Raw genomic sequence first — 18,627 nt, 5'->3', positions numbered from 1 at the left:
CATGATTTGGCAAAATAAAAAGCAGCGTCCACTGAAATAGTAGGCGCCGCTAGTCTGTTTTATGCAAGTTTAGCTTGTTTAATTCGGTGCCCAGCAGCATCAAAATCAGCGCGGCTGATATGCGCCCCAAGTGCTCGTAATTTTTGATGGAAATGATAGTAGCCCCGATCCATGTATTGGAGATTCGTAACCAATGTTTCACCATTGGCTACTAACCCAGCAATAACGAGTGCTGCGGCAGCTCTTAAATCCGTTGCAGCCACTTCAGCCCCATTAAAATGTGTATCACCGTAAAGCACAACTGATTGACCTTCAATTTGATAATCAGCATTCATCCGACGAAGTTCTTCTAAATGCATGAAGCGATTTTCAAATACTGTTTCGGTCATAACACTCGTGTTCTTGGCGAGTAATTGGAGCGTTGTCATCTGTGCTTGCATATCCGTTGGAAAACCTGGGTAAGGTAACGTCTTAATATTGCATGCGTTTAATTCAGCAGGGCCAATAATTCGGACACCAGCTTCTTCATCAATCACTTCCGCACCCATTTCCACTAATTTTGACAGGAGTGGTTTGTTGTGTTCGGCAATTGCTTCTTTAATCAAGACATTTCCCTGTGTGGCCGCAGCCGCAACCATGAAGGTTCCTGCTTCAATTCGGTCTTGTACAATACTGTGGTCTGTCCCGTGTAAAGCTGGTACACCTTCCACCCGAATAGTTTCCGTTCCGGCACCAAAAACGTTTGCTCCCATCTTGTTTAAGACATTAGCAAGATCCACAATTTCAGGTTCGCGAGCAACGTTTTCAATCACCGTTGTCCCTTCAGCCATAGTAGCAGCCATCATAATGTTTTGTGTCGCACCGACACTTGGAAAATCTAAATAGATGTTTGAGCCCACTAAACGGGTCGCTTTGGCTTCAATATAACCATGATTTTGATGAATGGTTGCACCAAGCGTCTCAAAGCCTTTCAAATGTAAATCAACAGGTCGTGAGCCAATAGCACAACCACCTGGCATCGCAACCCGTGCGTGCCCTAAGCGCGCTAATAGCGGCCCCATCACAACGATGGAAGCACGCATTTTTGAAACATATTCAAAAGCCGCTTCAAAATTTAAGTCACCACTGGCATCAATGGTTAATTGGTTTCGTTGTTCATCAAACTCAACTTTAGCATCTAAACTCTTTAATACATCTTGCATCATGAAGACATCAGATAAAATCGGAACGTTCGTCAATTGAACGGGTCCGTCGGTTGCTAATAAGGCAGCCGCCATAATTGGTAATACTGCGTTTTTGGCGCCTTCGATTTGAACTTCGCCAACTAATCGTTGACCGCCTTGTATAATCAATTTTTCCAAGAGTTTCCCTCCGAATAAGACTGCTAGTTTATGGGACTAAAAAAATAACGTTTTTAGCCTGCGCGATTATTTCTAAAAAGAATTGGCTAACAGTGTAGCCCATCACAATAGCGAGAAATACCATGACAATCTGTACTTGACGGACATGATTCGGCTTGAAAAATTGTTCAAACCGGATGGATTGTAAGCCGTAAAAACTAATCAAAATAAACCCAATATGACTAATAATTGAAATAACTGCCTGTAATCCGATTGATTGCACTTAAATAACGCCCCTTTTGTGATATGCAAACATTGTAACATACCGAAATAGGATTTGTCTGCCCACCGGACTGAATCTTAAGAAACAAAAAAGCCTTAAACCGTTAATGGTTTAAGGCTTTTGAATCCTACGATAAATGATTCTTAACGTTGATCCGGTTCATCGCACGTTGAAGTGCAATTTGAGCTCGGCGTAATTCGTCAGTATCATTATGTTCAGATGCTTCTTTAATTGCGTTTTGAGCACGTTCCTTAGCACTTTGTGCACGCGTAATATCAATATCACGCGCACGTTCAGCGCTATCAGCAACAATTGAAGCAACGTTATGGCTCACTTCCATGAACCCACCATTGACCGCAATTGCATCTTCACGCGCTGGATCATCAGTCCGTTTAACGCGAATCTCACCAATCTCTAAAGGGGTAATAATTGGCTCATGATTAGCCATAATACCAAGTTGACCGGCCATCGCTGGTACAACCAACAATGTAGCGTGGTGATCATAGACAATCCCACTTGGGGTCACGATATTAACGGTTAATACCTTTTGTTCTTCTGCCATCATTAACGCCCCTTTCTAAGCTTGCTTCGTTTTCTGTTCGGATGGTGTATAACCCAACTCTTTAGCTTTAGCTAATACAGCATCAATGTTTCCGACAAGCCGGAATGCTTCTTCAGGAACATCATCATAGTCACCCGCTAAGATGCCTTTGAAACCAGCTACTGTATCTTTAACCGGCACATATGAACCAGCTTGGCCTGTGAAGGCTTCAGCAACGTGGAAGTTTTGTGATAAGAAGAATTGAATTCGACGTGCACGTGCAACGATAATCTTTTCATCATCGGACAATTCGTCCATCCCTAAGATCGAGATGATATCTTGTAATTCACGATACCGTTGTAAAACGTGTTGCACTTCTGAAGCAACTTCGTAATGTTCTTCGCCGACAATTTCTGGATCCAAAGCACTAGAAGTTGATTCTAGTGGGTTAACAGCGGGATAAATCCCTTGTTGCGTTAACTTACGATCCAAGTTCGTTGTGGCATCCAAATGCGCGAAAGTTGTTGCAGGCGCAGGATCTGTATAATCATCAGCAGGCACATAAATGGCTTGGATTGATGTAACAGAACCTTTTTTAGTAGACGTGATTCGTTCTTGCAATTGACCCATTTCTGTTGCCAATGTTGGTTGGTACCCAACGGCCGAAGGCATCCGCCCTAATAAGGCAGAAACTTCTGAACCAGCTTGAGTGAATCGGAAAATGTTATCAATGAACAATAACACATCTTGGCCTTCAACATCCCGGAAGTATTCAGCAATTGTTAAACCAGTCAAGGCAACTCGCATACGAGCACCAGGTGATTCATTCATTTGGCCGAAAACCATGGCTGTCTTTTCCAAAACGCCTGATTCTTTCATTTCAAAGTATAAGTCATTACCTTCACGTGTTCGTTCACCAACACCAGTAAAGACAGAAATACCACCGTGTTCTTCAGCGATATTATGGATTAATTCTTGGATTAGGACGGTTTTACCAACACCGGCACCACCGAACAACCCAATTTTCCCGCCTCGTAAATAAGGGGCAAGTAAATCAATAACCTTAATCCCTGTTTCAAGAATTTCTGAACTTGTATTTAATTCCTCAAATTTAGGTGCAGAACGGTGAATACTGTCCCGTCTAAAATCTGCAGGAAATTCTTCGCCGCCATCGATTGTTTCACCAAGAACGTTAAACACCCGTCCTAATGTTTCTTTACCAACTGGTACGTTAATTGCACGACCAGTATCTTCAACAGCCATCCCCCGACGTAAGCCATCAGTTGATTCCATTGAAATAGTACGCATTACCCCATCACCTAATTCAAGTGCCACTTCTAAGACGACAGATTCATCGTTCTCTTTGTTGACAACCAAGGCATTATTGATATCTGGTAAAGTCGTATCTAAAGAAAATTCGACATCGACAACGGGACCAATAACTTGGACAACTTTTCCCATACTCATAGTTGTTATTTTCCTCCCGCGTTTCTTATTCTAATGCTGCCGCACCACCGACAATTTCGGTGATTTCTGTTGTAATCTGTGCTTGACGTGCCCGGTTAAATTTAATTGATAAATCAGAAATTAAATTATTAGCATTATCAGTAGCACTCTTCATCGCCGTCATGGAAGCAGAATGTTCAGCTGTTTTAGAATCAAGTAATGCGCCGTAAATCAAACTTTCAGCGTATTGCGGTAGAATGGCATCTAAGGCATCATCAACAGAAGGTTCTGTGATGTATTCTTGATCTTTATCAGTGACTTCTGAAACATCCAAGTCGGTAATAGGTAGCATTTTTTCAGCTCGAAAAGCAGATGTCAGTGAGTTGACATGGTGGTTGTAACAAACGTACAACTCGTCAAACACGCCGCTATCATACATTGCAACAGCTGTTTTAATGATTTCACGAACTTCATTAAAAGATGGCACATCACTTACACCACGATATTCGTAGGATAAGTTCATTTGCCGTGCCTTAAAGAAGTCAGCGCCAGTGCCGCCAACTGCTAAAATAGCATACTCATCGGCCGATTTATGATTTTTTGAAATCATTTCAACCATCGCTTTTAAGATTGAGCTGTTATAAGCGCCAACCAATCCACGATCACTCGTGATAACTAAATAACCGGTCTTCTTGATTGGTCTTTCCACTAACAAATTACTTAACGTAATGTCATGCTGCACTGATTTCTGTGAAGTACCGTTATTAGCTGCTGCATTAGCGGTACTTTTTTGGCGTGCACTTGCAATTAATTGACTTGCAGCCAAATGTGTCACAATTTCTCGAATCTTGTTCGTATATTGTTGATATGCGAGTGAATTTTTTTCAATTTGAGAAAGCTTGGCACCAGAGACCATTTGCATAGCACTCGTAATTTGCCCAGTTTTTTTAGTAGAGGCGATTCTTCGTTTGATATCCATTAAAGATTCAGCCAATTAATTCACCCCTTACTGTCCTGAGTCTTGATTGTCAGCAGTAGCTTCAGCGCCGACAAAACCTTCTGTGAAGGATTTGATAGCAGCATCTAACTTATCTGTATCTGGCAATGCAGCGGTTTGACGGATAGTGTCCATCAAGTCCTTTGCGTTACTTTCAAGATAATCGTTCAATTGACTTTCATATTCCATGATATCGTCAACTGGAACGTCATCAATAAAGCCATGTGTTAATGCATAAAGAATCGTTGTTTGTTGTTCAAATGGTAATGGCTTGTGAAGTGATTGTTTCAAGACTTCAACAGTCCGCTTACCACGATTTAATTTCGCTTGCGTTGCAGCATCCAAATCAGAACCGAATTGCGTAAAGGCTTCAAGTTCACGATATGATGAAAGATCAAGCCGTAATGTCCCAGAAACTTTCTTCATCGCCTTCGTTTGTGCTGCGCCCCCAACACGAGAAACAGATGAGCCAGCATCGATCGCTGGACGTGTTCCTGAATAGAATAAATCACTTTCCAAGAAAATCTGTCCATCAGTGATGGAAATAACGTTAGTTGGGATATAAGCTGAGATATCGCCAGCTTGGGTTTCGATGATTGGTAAAGCAGTCATTGAACCGCCGCCTAATTCATCACTTAACTTAGCAGCACGTTCCAATAAACGTGAATGTAGGTAGAAGATATCACCAGGATAAGCTTCACGGCCTGGAGGTCTTCTCAAAAGTAACGAAATTTCACGATAAGCAGCTGCTTGTTTACTTAAATCATCATAGACGATTAAGACATGCTTGCCGTTATACATGAATTCTTCACCCATAGCTGCACCAGCATATGGTGCAATATAGAGAAGTGGCGCTGGTTGACTAGGGCCAGCTTCAACAACGATTGTGTAATCCATAGCACCGTAACGACGTAAGGTTTCAACTTGTGCTCTAACAGTCGATTCCTTTTGACCAATCGCAACGTAGATACAAATCATATCTTGATCTTTTTGATTAATAATCGTATCAATCGCCACAGATGTTTTACCAGTCTTACGATCCCCGATGATTAACTCACGCTGACCGCGACCAATTGGGACCAAAGCATCGATGGCTTTTAGACCTGTTTGTAAAGGTTCTGAAACAGATTGACGTGCCATAACACCCGGTGCCTTTTTTTCGATTGGACGAGTTTTATCCGTTTTAATTTCGCCGCGACCGTCCACTGGTTGACCCAATGGATTAACAACGCGACCAATTAAAGCATCGCCAACAGGTACTTCCATAATCCGGCCTGTCCGTTTAACTTGGTCACCTTCACGAATATTTTCGTATTCACCTAAGATGATAATCCCAACATCGTTGGTTTCCAAGTTTTGTGCAACCCCGTATGAACCATTAGAAAATTCTAACAATTCACTTGAAAGGGCGTTTTCTAAACCGTGAGCACGTGCAATCCCATCACCAACATAAGTGACAGTACCGACTTCTTCAACGGCTAAATCTTCATTATAATTTGCAAGTTGTTGTTTAATTAATGCACTGATTTCCTCAGTTTTAATGCTCATCAGGTTCACCTCTTTATCAACGATTGACTATTTCAATAGTAATGACTTGATTTGATCTAAGCCATGTTTAACACTGCCATCGATCACCTTGTGATTCGATTCCAGTACAATCCCACCAATAATATCTGGATCTACGATACTTTCTACTAAGACCTGATTGAGGCCTTCACGTTTAGCAAAACTTTGACTAATTTTTGCGATTTGATCGTCATCTAAAGCAACAGCCGACGTTACCTTAGCATGCGCAATCCCCATCTTTTGATCATACAGATCTTCATAGGCCGCAATAATGTATGGCATCTCAGCCATTCTTTGATAGTCAAAAACAAGGCTTAAAAAGTGTTGCATGAGCGTACTAAATTCACCGGCAAGTTTTTTTAGAAGCTCACGTTGTTTCAATCCAGATAAAGTCGTATCAGTCAGAACTGCACCCAATCTTGGGTTGTCATTGAAAATAATCTCGAGTGCTTGTATCTCTTCATGGATACTTTCAAATTGTTGCTCTTGTTCTGCAAGGGAAAATAATGCCTTTGCATAGCGTTGTCCGACTGCATATTTATCTAATTTCATTTTGCTTGTCCAACCCTTCAATGTAGGAATTGATCAATGACTTTTGATCAGTAACTGACAATTCTTTCTTAATGAGTTTAGAAGCAATTTCAATAGATAATTGAGCAACATCATCTCTCGCACTGTTTAACGCATCTAAACGAGATTGTTCGATGTCTTTTTTAGCATTTTGTTTTAAAGTTTGGACTTCTTCTTGAGCAAGTTTGACCATGCCTTCGCGTTGTTTTTCACCATTTTGCTTGGCTGCATTCACAATTTCAACTGCTTCTGATTTAGAATTCTTTAACTCTGTTGCACGTTGAGCTGCTAATTTGGCAGCATCTTCACGTGAGCGAGCAGCGTTATCTAAATCGTTTGTAATTTTGTCTGAACGATCTTGCATCATCTTTGAAACAGGACCAAACGCAAATTTACCAACTAAAGCAACTAAAATGATAAAGACAACTAGTACGAAAAGTGAATCTCCAAGGTAGGCTTCAGAAGCACCAACGATTAAATTACTAAACATCTATTGACACTCCTTCCTTGACTTACTGACTAATTTTTAAAGCGAAAATTTAAATTCACTTGGATTAACTAAATAAGATCAAGAAAGAAACGACGATAGAAATAATTGGAACAGCTTCAATCAAACCAACACCGATAAACATCATTGAGCGTAATTCTGCTGATAATTCTGGTTGGCGTGCCATACTTTCGATTGTTTTTGAAATAACCTTACCATTACCATATGATGCTGCGAATGCTGCTAAACCAGCCGCGATAGCTGCTGCTAAATAGTTCATTTTTTTTCCTCCTAAATTTTAGTCTTCCATTTCAATTTTTTCTGAAATATAGACCATCGATAGTGTTACAAATACATATGCTTGGATAGCTCCAATAAAGACGGAGAAGCCTTGCCAAATCATTTGAAGCGGTGCCGTCACAAGCATCGTTGCTGGTCCATGTGAGAAGGCCATTTTAACTAATAAACTTAGTAAAACTTCACCCGCAAAAATGTTCCCGTACAAACGCAAGGACAACGTTAAGAAATTGGTAAATTGTTCGATGATATTAATTGGTAAGAAAAACCCTACCGGTTTAATATAACTCTTCATGTAATTACCAAAGCCTAACCGTTCAACACCAAAGTAGTGCGCAAGCACTAAGACGATCATCGCAAGCGACATCGTGATAATCGGATTAGCTGTTGGACTCTTCAACCAAGTAACACCATGTACTTTAATTTGAAGAATCAAACCAAGTTGATTACTGATAAATATGAACATGAACATAACGAATGTAAATAGGTAAAATTGCTTACCTTCTTCACCAGGCATTGCACCCTTAACGATTCCGTTTGTAAAATCAATAATCCACTCTAAAACATTTTGTCGTTTAGTCGGTTTGAGCGCAATTTTTCTTGATAAAAAGAAAACGAGTGCAAAAACCAAAACCGCACTTACTAAAACCGACAGACAGTTTGCTAAATTAAAACGAATTCCCAAAATGCTAATAATGGGATATTTATCATCCACAAAATTCCCTCCTCCCTTAGGCTTATTTGTTGATTTCACTCTATTCACGACTACGTCTAAGCGAGTTGCACAACGAACCTAAAAACAGCAATATTTATGTAGAAAAACTATGCATAAATCATTACCGCAATACAAGTATGATAATACCACCATTAAATTAAAAGTACAAAGCAAATACAAAACTAATTTTTAATTATTTTTGTCAATCCACTCAAATATCAAACAGATTGTTGAATCAAAAAAATATACTTATTAATAATTATCATTCTGATAATAAAAAAAGCGCGCAACACAAGCAAATCAAGTGTCGCGCGTCTTTATTGTCAGTCCTTAATTAATGACTATTTTGTCCCGAAAAGACGGTCTCCCGCGTCCCCAAGACCAGGTACAATGTAGCCCTCCTCGTTTAGATGATCATCAAGACCGGCTGCATAGATGTCAACATCTGGATGGGCTTCTTGAACAGCTTTGACGCCTTCAGGGGCAGCTACTAAAACAACTAGCCGCATTGATGTCGCACCACGTTTTTTAAGGGCATCGATGGCCATGATTGCTGAGCCACCAGTTGCAAGCATTGGATCAACGATGAATAGTTGTCGTTGATCGATATCTGTTGGTAATTTAACAAAGTATTCGTGGGGTTGTAATGTTTTCTCGTCACGGTACATCCCAATGTGACCAACTTTAGCGGCTGGAATTAATTCTAAAACACCGTCGACCATCCCAAGACCAGCACGAAGAATTGGCACAACGGCTAATTTTTTTCCGCTCAATTGTTTTTCAATTGCAAGGCCCATTGGTGTTTCAACTTCGACATCTTCCATTGCTAAATCGCGCGTGATTTCATAAACCATTAATTCTGCGATTTCGTTTGCTACTTCACGGAAAACTTTAGTCCCCGTTTCCTTATTCCGGATAATCGTTAATTTATGTTGAATTAACGGGTGATTTAATACTGTGAATTTTGCCATATACTTTGCCCCTATTCTATTCAATGAATTTAGTCCAATTTTTTTCGCAAAAAAAGAGTGACTCCAAAGAAATCCTTCTCTGAGTCGCTCTCCCTTCTGCTTAAAATTCTGTTTATTATTGTAGCGTAAATAGTGGCAAAAAACTAGCAGTATTCATTAATTAATCTAAAAAATTAGCTTGCGTGATTGGAAAACGATCCGTCAACGCCAAAACAGCGGCACTAATGCGCGGCATTGCGTCTAATTGATCGTGTTGTTCAATCACTTCTAAAATTAACCGCGCAATCAATTCACAATCTGCTTCTTTAAAGCCACGTGAGGTGATTGCTGGGGTCCCAATACGAATCCCGCTTGTCTTAAATGGGCTTAATTGTTCAAAAGGAATGGTATTTTTATTAACGGTAATATGGACACTATCTAAAAGGGTTTGAACCTGTTTCCCATTCAAACCGCTTTTTGTTAAATCAAGTAACATCAAATGATTATCGGTCCCACCTGAAACCACGCGTACTAAGTCAGATTGTTTAAAAACGGCAGCCATCGCTTGCGCATTGGCCACGATTTGCTTCGTGTAAGCTGTAAATTCAGGTTGTAAAGCCTCACCAAATGCAACGGCTTTCGCCGCAATAACGTGTTCGAGTGGTCCGCCTTGAATACCTGGGAAGATGGCAGAATCAATTGCTTTGGCATATTCTGCTTTACACAAAATCATGCCACCGCGCGGGCCACGCAATGTTTTATGCGTTGTTGTGGTAACTACGTCGGCATACGGCACCGGACTTGGATGAACGCCAGTTGCCACTAATCCAGCAATGTGTGCCATATCGACCATTAAATAGGCACCAACATGATCTGCAATAGCACGTAATCTTGGAAAGTCAATTATCCGACTATATGCTGAAGCACCTGCAACAATCATTTTAGGATGAATTTCGTCTGCTTTAATAGCGAGTGCATCGTAATCGATTTGCTCGTTGTCGTCAGCTACTCCGTAACTATAAAAATGATAGAGCTGCCCACTGAAGTTAAAAGGTGACCCATGGGTTAAATGGCCCCCATCTGTGAGGTTCATCCCTAAGATCTTATCACCGGGTTCTAAGAGTGCTTGATAAACCGCCATATTAGCCTGTGAACCGGAGTGGGGTTGCACGTTTACATGGTCTGCATTAAAAAGTTGCTTAGCACGTTCAATCGCGAGTGATTCAATGTGATCGATTAATTCGCAACCACCATAGAACCGTTTGCCAGGATACCCCTCAGCGTATTTATTGGTTAATACGCTACCCTGAGCTTCTTGAACAGCTCCGGAAACAATGTTTTCAGAAGCAATCAATTCAATATTATGCACTTGGCGTTGTTCCTCTTTTTTTATCAACTCATAAATTGCTGGATCAGTTTGTTCAAGCATTTACAATCACTCCTTTTCCTATTTAAAATCATCCCTATTTTGAAGTAAAGTATTGCTGGCCGGCAGATTTCTCGAGGCGATTCATGTACGCTAATCCGACGCCTTCTTTTGCAAAACCTTGTACTAAGATGATTTTAACCTCAGGATTTAAGTCAAAATATCGTAACCCTTCAAATAAATGTTGACTAGCAGTTACGACAGAATCACCTAAAGAAAATTGATCTTTAAATCTCACCTCGGATAACTGGGTTAATACCGAATCAACCGCCATGACACCAAATGGCACATTCTGTTGACTAGCCCATTTAACCGCTGCCTGAAATTCATCTGGCGTCGGCACTATGTAAACCTGTGCATTTGGCGCATAGTGTTTATATTTCATGCCTGGGGCCTTCGGAATCTCAGTCGCACCTACTTTATGATGGTTCGTCATAATCGGTCCAATCACATGTTCAATCGCTTCTTGAGTGACCACTCCTGGTCGTAAAATAACAGGTGTTGCAACACTTAGATCAATCACCGTTGATTCCAAACCAACACCAGTTGGGCCATCGTCAATGACACCGGCAATTTTTCCATTTAAATCGTGCAAAACATGTTCGGCAGTTGTTGGGCTTGGTTTACCAGATGTATTAGCTGAAGGACCTACCAAAGGGACCCCAGCTGCTTCAATCAACGCTAGCGTCGTTGCATTATTCGGCATTCTAAAAGCAGCGGTCTTTAAACCACCCGTCACAACTGAATCGAGTGCTGCATGTTTTAGTGGCAAAATAATCGTCAATGAACCTGGCCAAAAAACCTCGACTAACTTTTTAAATTGGTCACTAAGACCGGCTGCGTAGTGCTCAACCGTCGCAACGCTTGCTACGTGCACGATTAGCGGATTGTCACTCGGGCGCCCCTTAGCGGCATAAACTTTCTTAACTGCTTCAGGATTCGTCGCATCTGCACCAAGACCATAGACAGTCTCAGTTGGAAAGGCAATCAATTCACCCGCTTTTAAATCTGTTGCTGCTTGTTCAATCTGTTCTACTGTATATCTCTTGGTTTCCATTCTAGGCCTTCCTTACTCTACTTCTGATTTACATCATACCAAATTACGATTTGAATCGTAACTTATGCGGGCCATTCTAGGCCAATTTGCCATATCTTTTTTAACTGTAACCGTTACATCAGGCGCTTCTTGTTCGAATAACCGAACAATTGCTTCTTTTTGCTGATAACCAAATTCTAAATAAAGCTTACCATCTGTTGCTAAATACGAACGCCCTTCGGTAGCAAATCGTTCATAAAACGCTAAGCCGTTATTATCTGCAAATAAAGCTAAATCTGGCTCGTATTTCAAAACAGAAGCATCCATCACATCGCGTTCATCTTGCGCGATATACGGTGGATTAGAAACAATCACATCAAACTGTTGCCCCATCACTGGGGTTAGAAAATCACCCACGATAAAATTAACGCGCGCGTTTAATTGCTGTGCATTCGCTTGGGCAACAGCAATCGCTTCAGGTGAAATATCAACGGCGGTAACATCCCATTTTGGATGTTCACAGGCAAGCGTAATTGCGATGGCCCCTGATCCTGTACCAACATCCAACACTTTAAGGGGGCGGTTCTTTGGTTGAGGAGTATCTAATAATAGCCATTCTACCAATTCTTCCGTCTCAAGTCGTGGAATAAGCGTTGCTGGCGTCACTTTAAAATCGCGACCATAAAAATGCGCATACCCTAAAATATATTGCGCCGGTTGATCAGCGACAAACGCGTTTAAGTCTGCTTGGTATTGATCATATTCAGCAGGCGTCATTTCATCGTGATAGTGCAAAACAAGCTGCGTTGGCGTCCAATGTTTGCGTCCAAGTAGTAAAAAACGAGCCGCTTCCCGGTCTTTAGCATGTTCTTCTAAAAATAAAAAAGCCCAATTCAGGGCTTTAAGATAAGTGAGCTGTGCCATCTTGTAATTGCTCCAATTTTTCTGTTTGATCATAAAGAATTAACGCATCAATCACGTCGTCTAATTCCCCGTTCATAATTCGATCTAATTTATTTAAGGTTAAACCAATACGATGATCTGTCACCCGGTTTTGTGGATAGTTATATGTTCTAATCCGTTCAGAACGATCGCCAGACCCAATCGCCGACTTCCGGCTTGAATCGTATTCACTTTGATTTTGTGATTCATAGAAATCATAAACCCGTGATTGCAAGATTTGCATGGCTTTCACCCGGTTTTGTTGTTGTGAACGTTGATCTTGCATCGCAACAACAATCCCAGTTGGAATGTGGGTCATCCGGACGGCTGAAGACGTTTTATTGATATGTTGCCCACCAGCCCCCGAAGCACGATAAACGTCGGTCCGAATGTCCTTAGGATCAAGTTGCACGTCAACACCGTCATATTCAGGCATTACCGCAACCGTCGCTGTTGAAGTATGCACCCGGCCTTGTGATTCCGTCTTGGGGATTCGTTGAACACGGTGGGCGCCGTTTTCATATTTTAACTTCGAATAAACATTTTTACCGGTAATCATCATCGCAACTTCTTTGAAACCACCGACTTCTGTAGCTGTTTCGTCAATGATTTCGGTTTGCCAGTTTTGCGATTCAGCGTAGCGTTGGTACATGTTTAATAAGTCTCCGGCAAAGAGGCTAGCTTCGTCGCCACCAGCGGCCCCACGAATTTCCATGATAATATTCTTTTCATCGTTAGGGTCCTTAGGCAACATCAAGATTTTGATGTCTTGTTCTAATTGGTCTTTTTCGTCTTGCAATTCACTTAAATCTGCTTTGGCTAATTCTTCCATTTCAGGATCATTAGATTCACGTAGCAATTCTTCACTTTCAGCAATGTCATTTAAAACGGTCTTCAAGCGCGTGTATTGATTAACAATTTCCCGCAAACCTGCTTCTTCTTTAGACAATTCCATATAACGACTGGTTTCGTTGATCACTTCTGGATCAGACATTAATTCTTGTAATTCCGCATAGCGGTCCAATAAACTATCAAGTTGTTCAAACATTTTATCCATGAATGACTAGCCTTCCTTTTCACTCTCTTGTGTTACCGGTGGGTTAAAGTAGTGTTGCCGACAAACGGGGTAGTATGCCTCATTGCCGCCGATTTGAATCTGTTCACCCGTATAAACCGGTTTACCATCGTTCATCCGCAAATTCATAATCGCTTTTTTACGGCAGAACCAACAGATGGTCTTCATTTCTTCAATTTTATTGGCAAATAGTAATAAGTATTTGGAGCCTTCGAATAATTCATTCTTAAAATCATTCTTCAACCCAAACGCCATCACAGGGATATTCAAATCATCAACGACCTTCGCCGCTTCGATGACGTGATGCCGTTCTAAAAATTGTGATTCATCAATCAAAACGCAAGCTGCATCTGGATTGGTCGCTTGCACCAACTCAAAGATATTGGTATCTGAGAAAATAGGTGTTGCATTGCGCTTGAGCCCAATTCGACTTGAAACAACCCCGACACCATCACGATTATCAATCCCGCTCGTCAGAATGATTACTGATTTATTCTGCTCTTCATAATTGTGTGCGACTTTCAAAATTTCAATCGACTTACCACTATTCATTGCACCATATCTAAAAAATAATTGCGCCACTCTCAAACACCCCTATGTTAAGCACATTTTAATCTAGTATACCTGAAAATCAGTAAGGCAACAATATTCGCTACGATTAAATTCTAAAGTTTCCCCTTATTTTATTTGACAAGCGTGTTTTTATATCGTCCAAATTGAGAATTTATGCTATGATTATGAACATTGAAAGGGTGGCAAGCATGACAATTAAAAGCTCATTTGCAATTACAGCAGGACGTTTTTCATACTGGTATTTACATACCTTTATGAAAGGTGGCAGCTCCCTGCCGGGGAAAATCGCAACCAAATTCGATCCTGCCGTATTAAAGCAGTTAACCAAGAACTACGACGTGATTATCATTACCGGTACCAATGGTAAAACATTGACGACTGCACTGACTGTGCAGACTTTGAAGCAAAAATACGATCATATCATGACCAATTCGACCGGTTCGAACATGATGCAAGGGGTAACCACCGCCTTTTTAGCGGATCATCCTCAAAAAGGGCAACGTCAATTGGCCGTTCTGGAAGTCGACGAAGCCAATGTCGAACCACTTTGTCACTACATTACGCCCAAGGCGATTGTAATGACCAATATTTTCCGTGATCAAATGGATCGCTTCGGTGAAATCTACACCACTTATAATATGATTCTAGCAGGCGTCAAACTTGTTCCTGAGGCAACCCTCATTATGAACGCTGACTTACCGCTATTCTCATCGGTTGAATTACCCAACCCCAAAATTTATTACGGGTTTAATCATCTACCTGATGGTGAAATGATGGCACCAAGCAATACAGATGGTGTGCTATGTCCCGTTTGTGAACACATCATTCATTATAAATTCATCAGTTACGCTAGCCAAGGGAAGTTCTATTGCCCAAACTGTGGCTATCAACGTCCTGAACTAGACGAAGCCGTGACGGCCATCACCCAGATGCGCCCTACAAACTCACAATTTGAAATTAACCACGAGCCGTTCGAAATTTCAATTGGTGGCATGTATAACATCTACAATGCCCTTGCCGCATACAGCGTAGGTCGGTTCTTTGATATTCCGGTAAATGCTATTCAAAAGGCCTTCACTGAAGATAAACGAATCTTTGGCCGTCAAGAAGTCATTCAATTAAAAGACAAAGCGGTCACATTGGTACTTGTAAAAAATCCCGTTGGCTTAAACCAAGTCTTACAAATGATTAGCTCTGATCCAGAAGACTTTTCACTCGCAATGTTGCTTAACGCTAACTACGCTGATGGCATTGATACGAGTTGGATTTGGGATGGCGAGTTTGAAAACTTACTTAAACACAACATTCCAAGCGTCATTACTGGCGGCCAACGCGGCGACGATATCGCTTTTCGTCTAAAAGTGGCTGGGGTCCCAACTGAACAACTCCACGAAACCAAAACGCTCGATGCAACAGTGGCTGCCATTGAAGCAGCCCCAACTAAACATGTTTATGTATTGGCAACCTATACCGCTGTTTTACAACTGCGCAAGAAGCTCGCAACAGCCAATTATATTAAGAAAGGACTATCAGTATGACCCAAATATTAAAAATTTGTCATCTATACGGCAATTTAATGAACACATACGGTGATCTTGGTAATATTCTAGTCCTTGATTACTATGCCAAAAAAGTTGGTATTCAAACTGAAACAGAAATCATTAGTATCGGTCAAGATTTCGATGCCAGTCGTTACGATATCGTCCTTTTTGGCGGGGGCCAAGATTTCGAACAAAAAATTATTTCAGAAGATCTCAATAGTAAAAAAGACGCCCTCACCACATACATCGAAAACGGCGGTGTCATGCTTGCCATCTGTGGTGGTTACCAATTATTAGGCCACTACTATATCGGCGCAAATGGTGACAAAATTCCTGGTATCGGTGCACTGGACCACTACACATTAAGCCAAGATAATAACCGGTTCATCGGTGACATTGTCATTGAAAATCGTGAATTCAATGAAACCTACCTTGGTTTTGAAAATCACAACGGCCGAACATTCTTAGGTAAAGATGAAAAACCACTTGGCTATATCAAACGTGGTCATGGCAACAATGGTGAAGATGGCACCGAAGGCTGTGTCTACAAAAACACTTTTGGTTCATATTTCCACGGCCCAATTCTCACACATAACGGTGTTTTGGCTAAACGGCTCCTATCACTGGCCGTTAGTCGCCGCTACCCAGACTTTGACTTACAACAAATCGCTGACTTACCCCTTGAAGAATCACGTTATCAAGTAGATGCAGCCGGCGTCAAACGCGTTCAAAATTAATTCAAATAAAAAGGCGCCCATTAATGATGATGGTCGCCTTTTTTTAGGTCTTAATCTTTTCGCAAAAAAAAATACACTTTTTATTCATAAAAGGATAATCAATTCACAACACTTGCTCGGTATACTGATTCTAACCTATAAAAAAGGAGCGAATCACTATGTTAAATCAAATGCCAGCAGTTGAACCCGTTAAAATTAACCGCATTGAAAACCATGATAAAGTTTTCGCAACCACTGAAAGTGGCCAAGAAATCGAGTTACATATTACCGACCAACAAAAAAAAGATCGCCTCTTCTGGGAATCGCTCGTCAACATTCTTCGCGCCGAATTATGGCTTCCTCTACAAAAAAGAACGCATGAATTACTACAAAATGATTGGTTAACGATTGAGGTCTATTAAAAGCATGCATTTTTTATCGTTGCCCTTCCCACTCTGCTAAATACTGATTGATAAATTGGTGCATAAAATCTGTCCGTGCTTGCGCAACCTCGCGAGCCGCTTGCGTATTCATTGTTGCCGCCAATTTGAATAATTTTTCATAAAAATGATTAACAACTGTTGCCGGTTCACGATAATTTGCTTTCGTCAATTCAGTTCGTGGTTGCCTCTCAGGGTCATAAGCAACCCCATTGTGTGCACCGCCGTACATGAAGGCCCGCCCAATACCAATCGCCCCAATTGCATCTAAGCGATCGGCATCCTGAACAATTTGGCCCTCTATTGATAAGGTTTGATGCTGGTTGATATTTTTTGCGAAAGATATGTGGTCGATAATATCCAAAATTGCCATTTGTTGATCCTCTTCAATGCCATTATCGGTTAGCACAGCGCTCACCTTCTGCCGTGCTTGTTCAACATCAGGGACGATTTTTTCATCAATTACATCATGTAACATGGCCGCTAAGATAATCGTCATTAAATTGCCAGCTGATTCTTTTTGCTGAATTAAGCGGGCATTGGTCACGACTCGTTGAATGTGATCGAACCCATGACCACTGTGTTCTGCTGCTAATTGTGTTCGTACAAATTGTTCAATTGCTTCGATTTGTCTTTGCATGTTTGCCATCCTACGCTCTAATCATTAAAAAATTGCAACTACGACTGCGGTTGCAATTGCTTGTGTTTAGTTTACTTATTCCCCGGCTCCGACGCAATAATTTGCATGTTCCCTTTTAAATCCCAGGATTTAATCCCAAACGGTAAAATCAAGTGCATGTTCTTGTGAATTGGATAAGTTTGTCCATCCGCAATAAGTTGTCCTTCACCATCAACAACAGATACCAATGTATAGGGTGCTGTTGTTCGATCAAAATGTAAGTCCCCCTTCACTAACCATTGGTAAACACTGAAAAATGGTGACAGCGGTGGTTGAACATAGGTTGTAATCGTTGAGTCTCCAACATGTTGCGTTTGAATCGCCAAAACTGGATCTTGATGGGGCACAATTGTTGTATCGATTGATTGCTTCAAGTGTAATTCACGCTTTTCGCCCGTCTTCGCATCCACGCGATCATAATCGTATAACCGATAGGTCGTATCACTACTTTGTTGCGTTTCAAGTGCCATGATCCCTTTATTTAAAGCATGAATGGTGCCGCTTGGAACATAGAAAAAGTCGCCGGTCTTAACGGGCACTTTGCGGAGTAAATCATCCCACTTACCAGCTTCTATCATTTCTGTTAATTCTGCTTTTGTCTTGGCATGGTGTCCGTAAATTAAATAAGCCCCTGGTTCAGCATCCAAAATGTACCAACATTCAGTCTTACCCAGTTCAGTTGGCCCTTCATGAGCTTCTGCATAAGCATCATCTGGATGGACTTGAACCGAAAGACTTGCTTCGGCATCCAAGATTTTGGTTAACAACGGGAATACTTTCCCTTCTGCGTTGCCAAAGTATTCGCGATGCGTTGCCCACGCTTGGTCTAACGTAAGACCAGCCAATGGGCCATTTTCAATGGTGCTCGGACCATGGGGATGAGCAGAAATGGCCCAACATTCACCAATGTTGCCGTCTGGTAAATCATAATCGAAAGCTTCGGCTAATTTACGACCACCCCAAATTTTTTCTTGAAAAACCGGTTTTAGAAATAATGGCTCTGTCAA

Annotated in this window: 21 protein-coding genes; 3 read left to right on the top strand and 18 right to left on the bottom strand. The window is 41.2% G+C overall.

What is annotated here, in order from left to right; genetic code table 11:
• Positions 1–59: 59 nt before the first annotated feature.
• From murA to J7Q78_RS00915, 16 genes are all read right to left on the bottom strand, one after another.
• A complete protein-coding gene (murA, locus tag J7Q78_RS00990; protein ID WP_208422525.1) occupies positions 60–1,361 on the bottom strand; it encodes a UDP-N-acetylglucosamine 1-carboxyvinyltransferase in 1,302 nt (433 codons plus the stop codon).
• A 28-nt stretch (positions 1,362–1,389) separates the two neighbouring features.
• Positions 1,390–1,623, bottom strand: coding sequence for a DUF1146 family protein (locus J7Q78_RS00985; RefSeq protein WP_154241844.1), 234 nt, complete (start codon positions 1,621–1,623; stop codon positions 1,390–1,392).
• Between the two features lie 127 nt (positions 1,624–1,750).
• On the bottom strand, positions 1,751–2,185 hold the full coding sequence (locus J7Q78_RS00980) for a F0F1 ATP synthase subunit epsilon (RefSeq protein ID WP_173011531.1): 435 nt from the start codon (positions 2,183–2,185) through the stop codon (positions 1,751–1,753).
• Between the two features lie 15 nt (positions 2,186–2,200).
• Positions 2,201–3,631, bottom strand: a complete 1,431-nt coding sequence (atpD, locus tag J7Q78_RS00975) for a F0F1 ATP synthase subunit beta (RefSeq protein WP_154241842.1) — start codon at positions 3,629–3,631, stop codon at positions 2,201–2,203.
• A 25-nt stretch (positions 3,632–3,656) separates the two neighbouring features.
• Positions 3,657–4,604: a F0F1 ATP synthase subunit gamma gene (locus tag J7Q78_RS00970; RefSeq protein ID WP_208422526.1), complete on the bottom strand. Its 948-nt coding sequence runs from the start codon at positions 4,602–4,604 to the stop codon at positions 3,657–3,659.
• Between the two features lie 12 nt (positions 4,605–4,616).
• Positions 4,617–6,155 carry a F0F1 ATP synthase subunit alpha gene (atpA, locus tag J7Q78_RS00965; RefSeq protein WP_208422527.1) on the bottom strand — a complete coding sequence of 513 codons (1,539 nt, stop codon included), beginning with the start codon at positions 6,153–6,155 and terminating at the stop codon, positions 4,617–4,619.
• A 27-nt stretch (positions 6,156–6,182) separates the two neighbouring features.
• A complete protein-coding gene (atpH, locus tag J7Q78_RS00960) occupies positions 6,183–6,725 on the bottom strand; it encodes an ATP synthase F1 subunit delta (RefSeq protein ID WP_208422528.1) in 543 nt (180 codons plus the stop codon).
• The gene (gene atpF / locus J7Q78_RS00955; protein WP_208422529.1) at positions 6,712–7,233 is read right to left on the bottom strand and encodes a F0F1 ATP synthase subunit B; all 522 of its coding nucleotides are present in this window, start codon (positions 7,231–7,233) and stop codon (positions 6,712–6,714) included. The genes atpH and atpF overlap by 14 nt, the downstream gene beginning before the upstream one ends.
• A gap of 64 nt (positions 7,234–7,297) precedes the next feature.
• Complete coding sequence (gene atpE, locus J7Q78_RS00950; RefSeq protein ID WP_039099367.1) at positions 7,298–7,510, bottom strand: F0F1 ATP synthase subunit C; 213 nt, start codon at positions 7,508–7,510, stop codon at positions 7,298–7,300.
• Between the two features lie 18 nt (positions 7,511–7,528).
• Entirely contained in the window at positions 7,529–8,242 is a 714-nt protein-coding gene (atpB, locus tag J7Q78_RS00945) for a F0F1 ATP synthase subunit A (RefSeq protein WP_039099368.1), read from the bottom strand.
• A 341-nt stretch (positions 8,243–8,583) separates the two neighbouring features.
• The gene (gene upp, locus J7Q78_RS00940) at positions 8,584–9,213 is read right to left on the bottom strand and encodes a uracil phosphoribosyltransferase (protein ID WP_208422530.1); all 630 of its coding nucleotides are present in this window, start codon (positions 9,211–9,213) and stop codon (positions 8,584–8,586) included.
• A 160-nt stretch (positions 9,214–9,373) separates the two neighbouring features.
• Entirely contained in the window at positions 9,374–10,621 is a 1,248-nt protein-coding gene (gene glyA, locus J7Q78_RS00935; protein WP_208422531.1) for a serine hydroxymethyltransferase, read from the bottom strand.
• A 34-nt stretch (positions 10,622–10,655) separates the two neighbouring features.
• Positions 10,656–11,675, bottom strand: a complete 1,020-nt coding sequence (locus J7Q78_RS00930; RefSeq protein ID WP_208422532.1) for an L-threonylcarbamoyladenylate synthase — start codon at positions 11,673–11,675, stop codon at positions 10,656–10,658.
• 33 nt (positions 11,676–11,708) lie between these two features.
• Positions 11,709–12,578, bottom strand: coding sequence for a peptide chain release factor N(5)-glutamine methyltransferase (gene prmC / locus J7Q78_RS00925; protein ID WP_208422533.1), 870 nt, complete (start codon positions 12,576–12,578; stop codon positions 11,709–11,711).
• Positions 12,556–13,653, bottom strand: coding sequence for a peptide chain release factor 1 (prfA, locus tag J7Q78_RS00920; protein WP_154241833.1), 1,098 nt, complete (start codon positions 13,651–13,653; stop codon positions 12,556–12,558). Before prfA ends, prmC begins: the two co-directional genes overlap by 23 nt.
• 6 nt (positions 13,654–13,659) lie before the next feature.
• Positions 13,660–14,253: a thymidine kinase gene (locus tag J7Q78_RS00915; RefSeq protein WP_208422534.1), complete on the bottom strand. Its 594-nt coding sequence runs from the start codon at positions 14,251–14,253 to the stop codon at positions 13,660–13,662.
• A gap of 179 nt (positions 14,254–14,432) precedes the next feature.
• On the opposite strand from J7Q78_RS00915, the gene J7Q78_RS00910 reads away from it, so the two are divergent.
• From J7Q78_RS00910 to J7Q78_RS00900, 3 genes are all read left to right on the top strand, one after another.
• On the top strand, positions 14,433–15,782 hold the full coding sequence (locus J7Q78_RS00910; RefSeq protein WP_208422535.1) for a Mur ligase family protein: 1,350 nt from the start codon (positions 14,433–14,435) through the stop codon (positions 15,780–15,782).
• Positions 15,779–16,522, top strand: coding sequence for a type 1 glutamine amidotransferase (locus tag J7Q78_RS00905; protein ID WP_208422536.1), 744 nt, complete (start codon positions 15,779–15,781; stop codon positions 16,520–16,522). Before J7Q78_RS00910 ends, J7Q78_RS00905 begins: the two co-directional genes overlap by 4 nt.
• Before the next feature lie 158 nt (positions 16,523–16,680).
• Positions 16,681–16,923, top strand: a complete 243-nt coding sequence (locus J7Q78_RS00900; protein WP_208422537.1) for a hypothetical protein — start codon at positions 16,681–16,683, stop codon at positions 16,921–16,923.
• Positions 16,924–16,936: 13 nt separating this feature from the next.
• Here J7Q78_RS00900 and J7Q78_RS00895 read toward each other — a convergent pair whose 3' ends face one another.
• Positions 16,937–17,581 (bottom strand): HD domain-containing protein, encoded by a 645-nt coding sequence (locus J7Q78_RS00895; RefSeq protein ID WP_208422538.1) that lies wholly within the window; start codon positions 17,579–17,581, stop codon positions 16,937–16,939.
• A gap of 71 nt (positions 17,582–17,652) precedes the next feature.
• Positions 17,653–18,627 (bottom strand): mannose-6-phosphate isomerase, class I, encoded by a 975-nt coding sequence (gene manA / locus J7Q78_RS00890; RefSeq protein WP_154241827.1) that lies wholly within the window; start codon positions 18,625–18,627, stop codon positions 17,653–17,655.

The sequence above is a fragment of the Latilactobacillus fragifolii genome (genome assembly GCF_905332535.1).
In the GTDB taxonomy this organism is placed as follows: domain Bacteria; phylum Bacillota; class Bacilli; order Lactobacillales; family Lactobacillaceae; genus Latilactobacillus; species Latilactobacillus fragifolii.
This window is presented reverse-complemented; position numbering and strand designations above follow the sequence as displayed.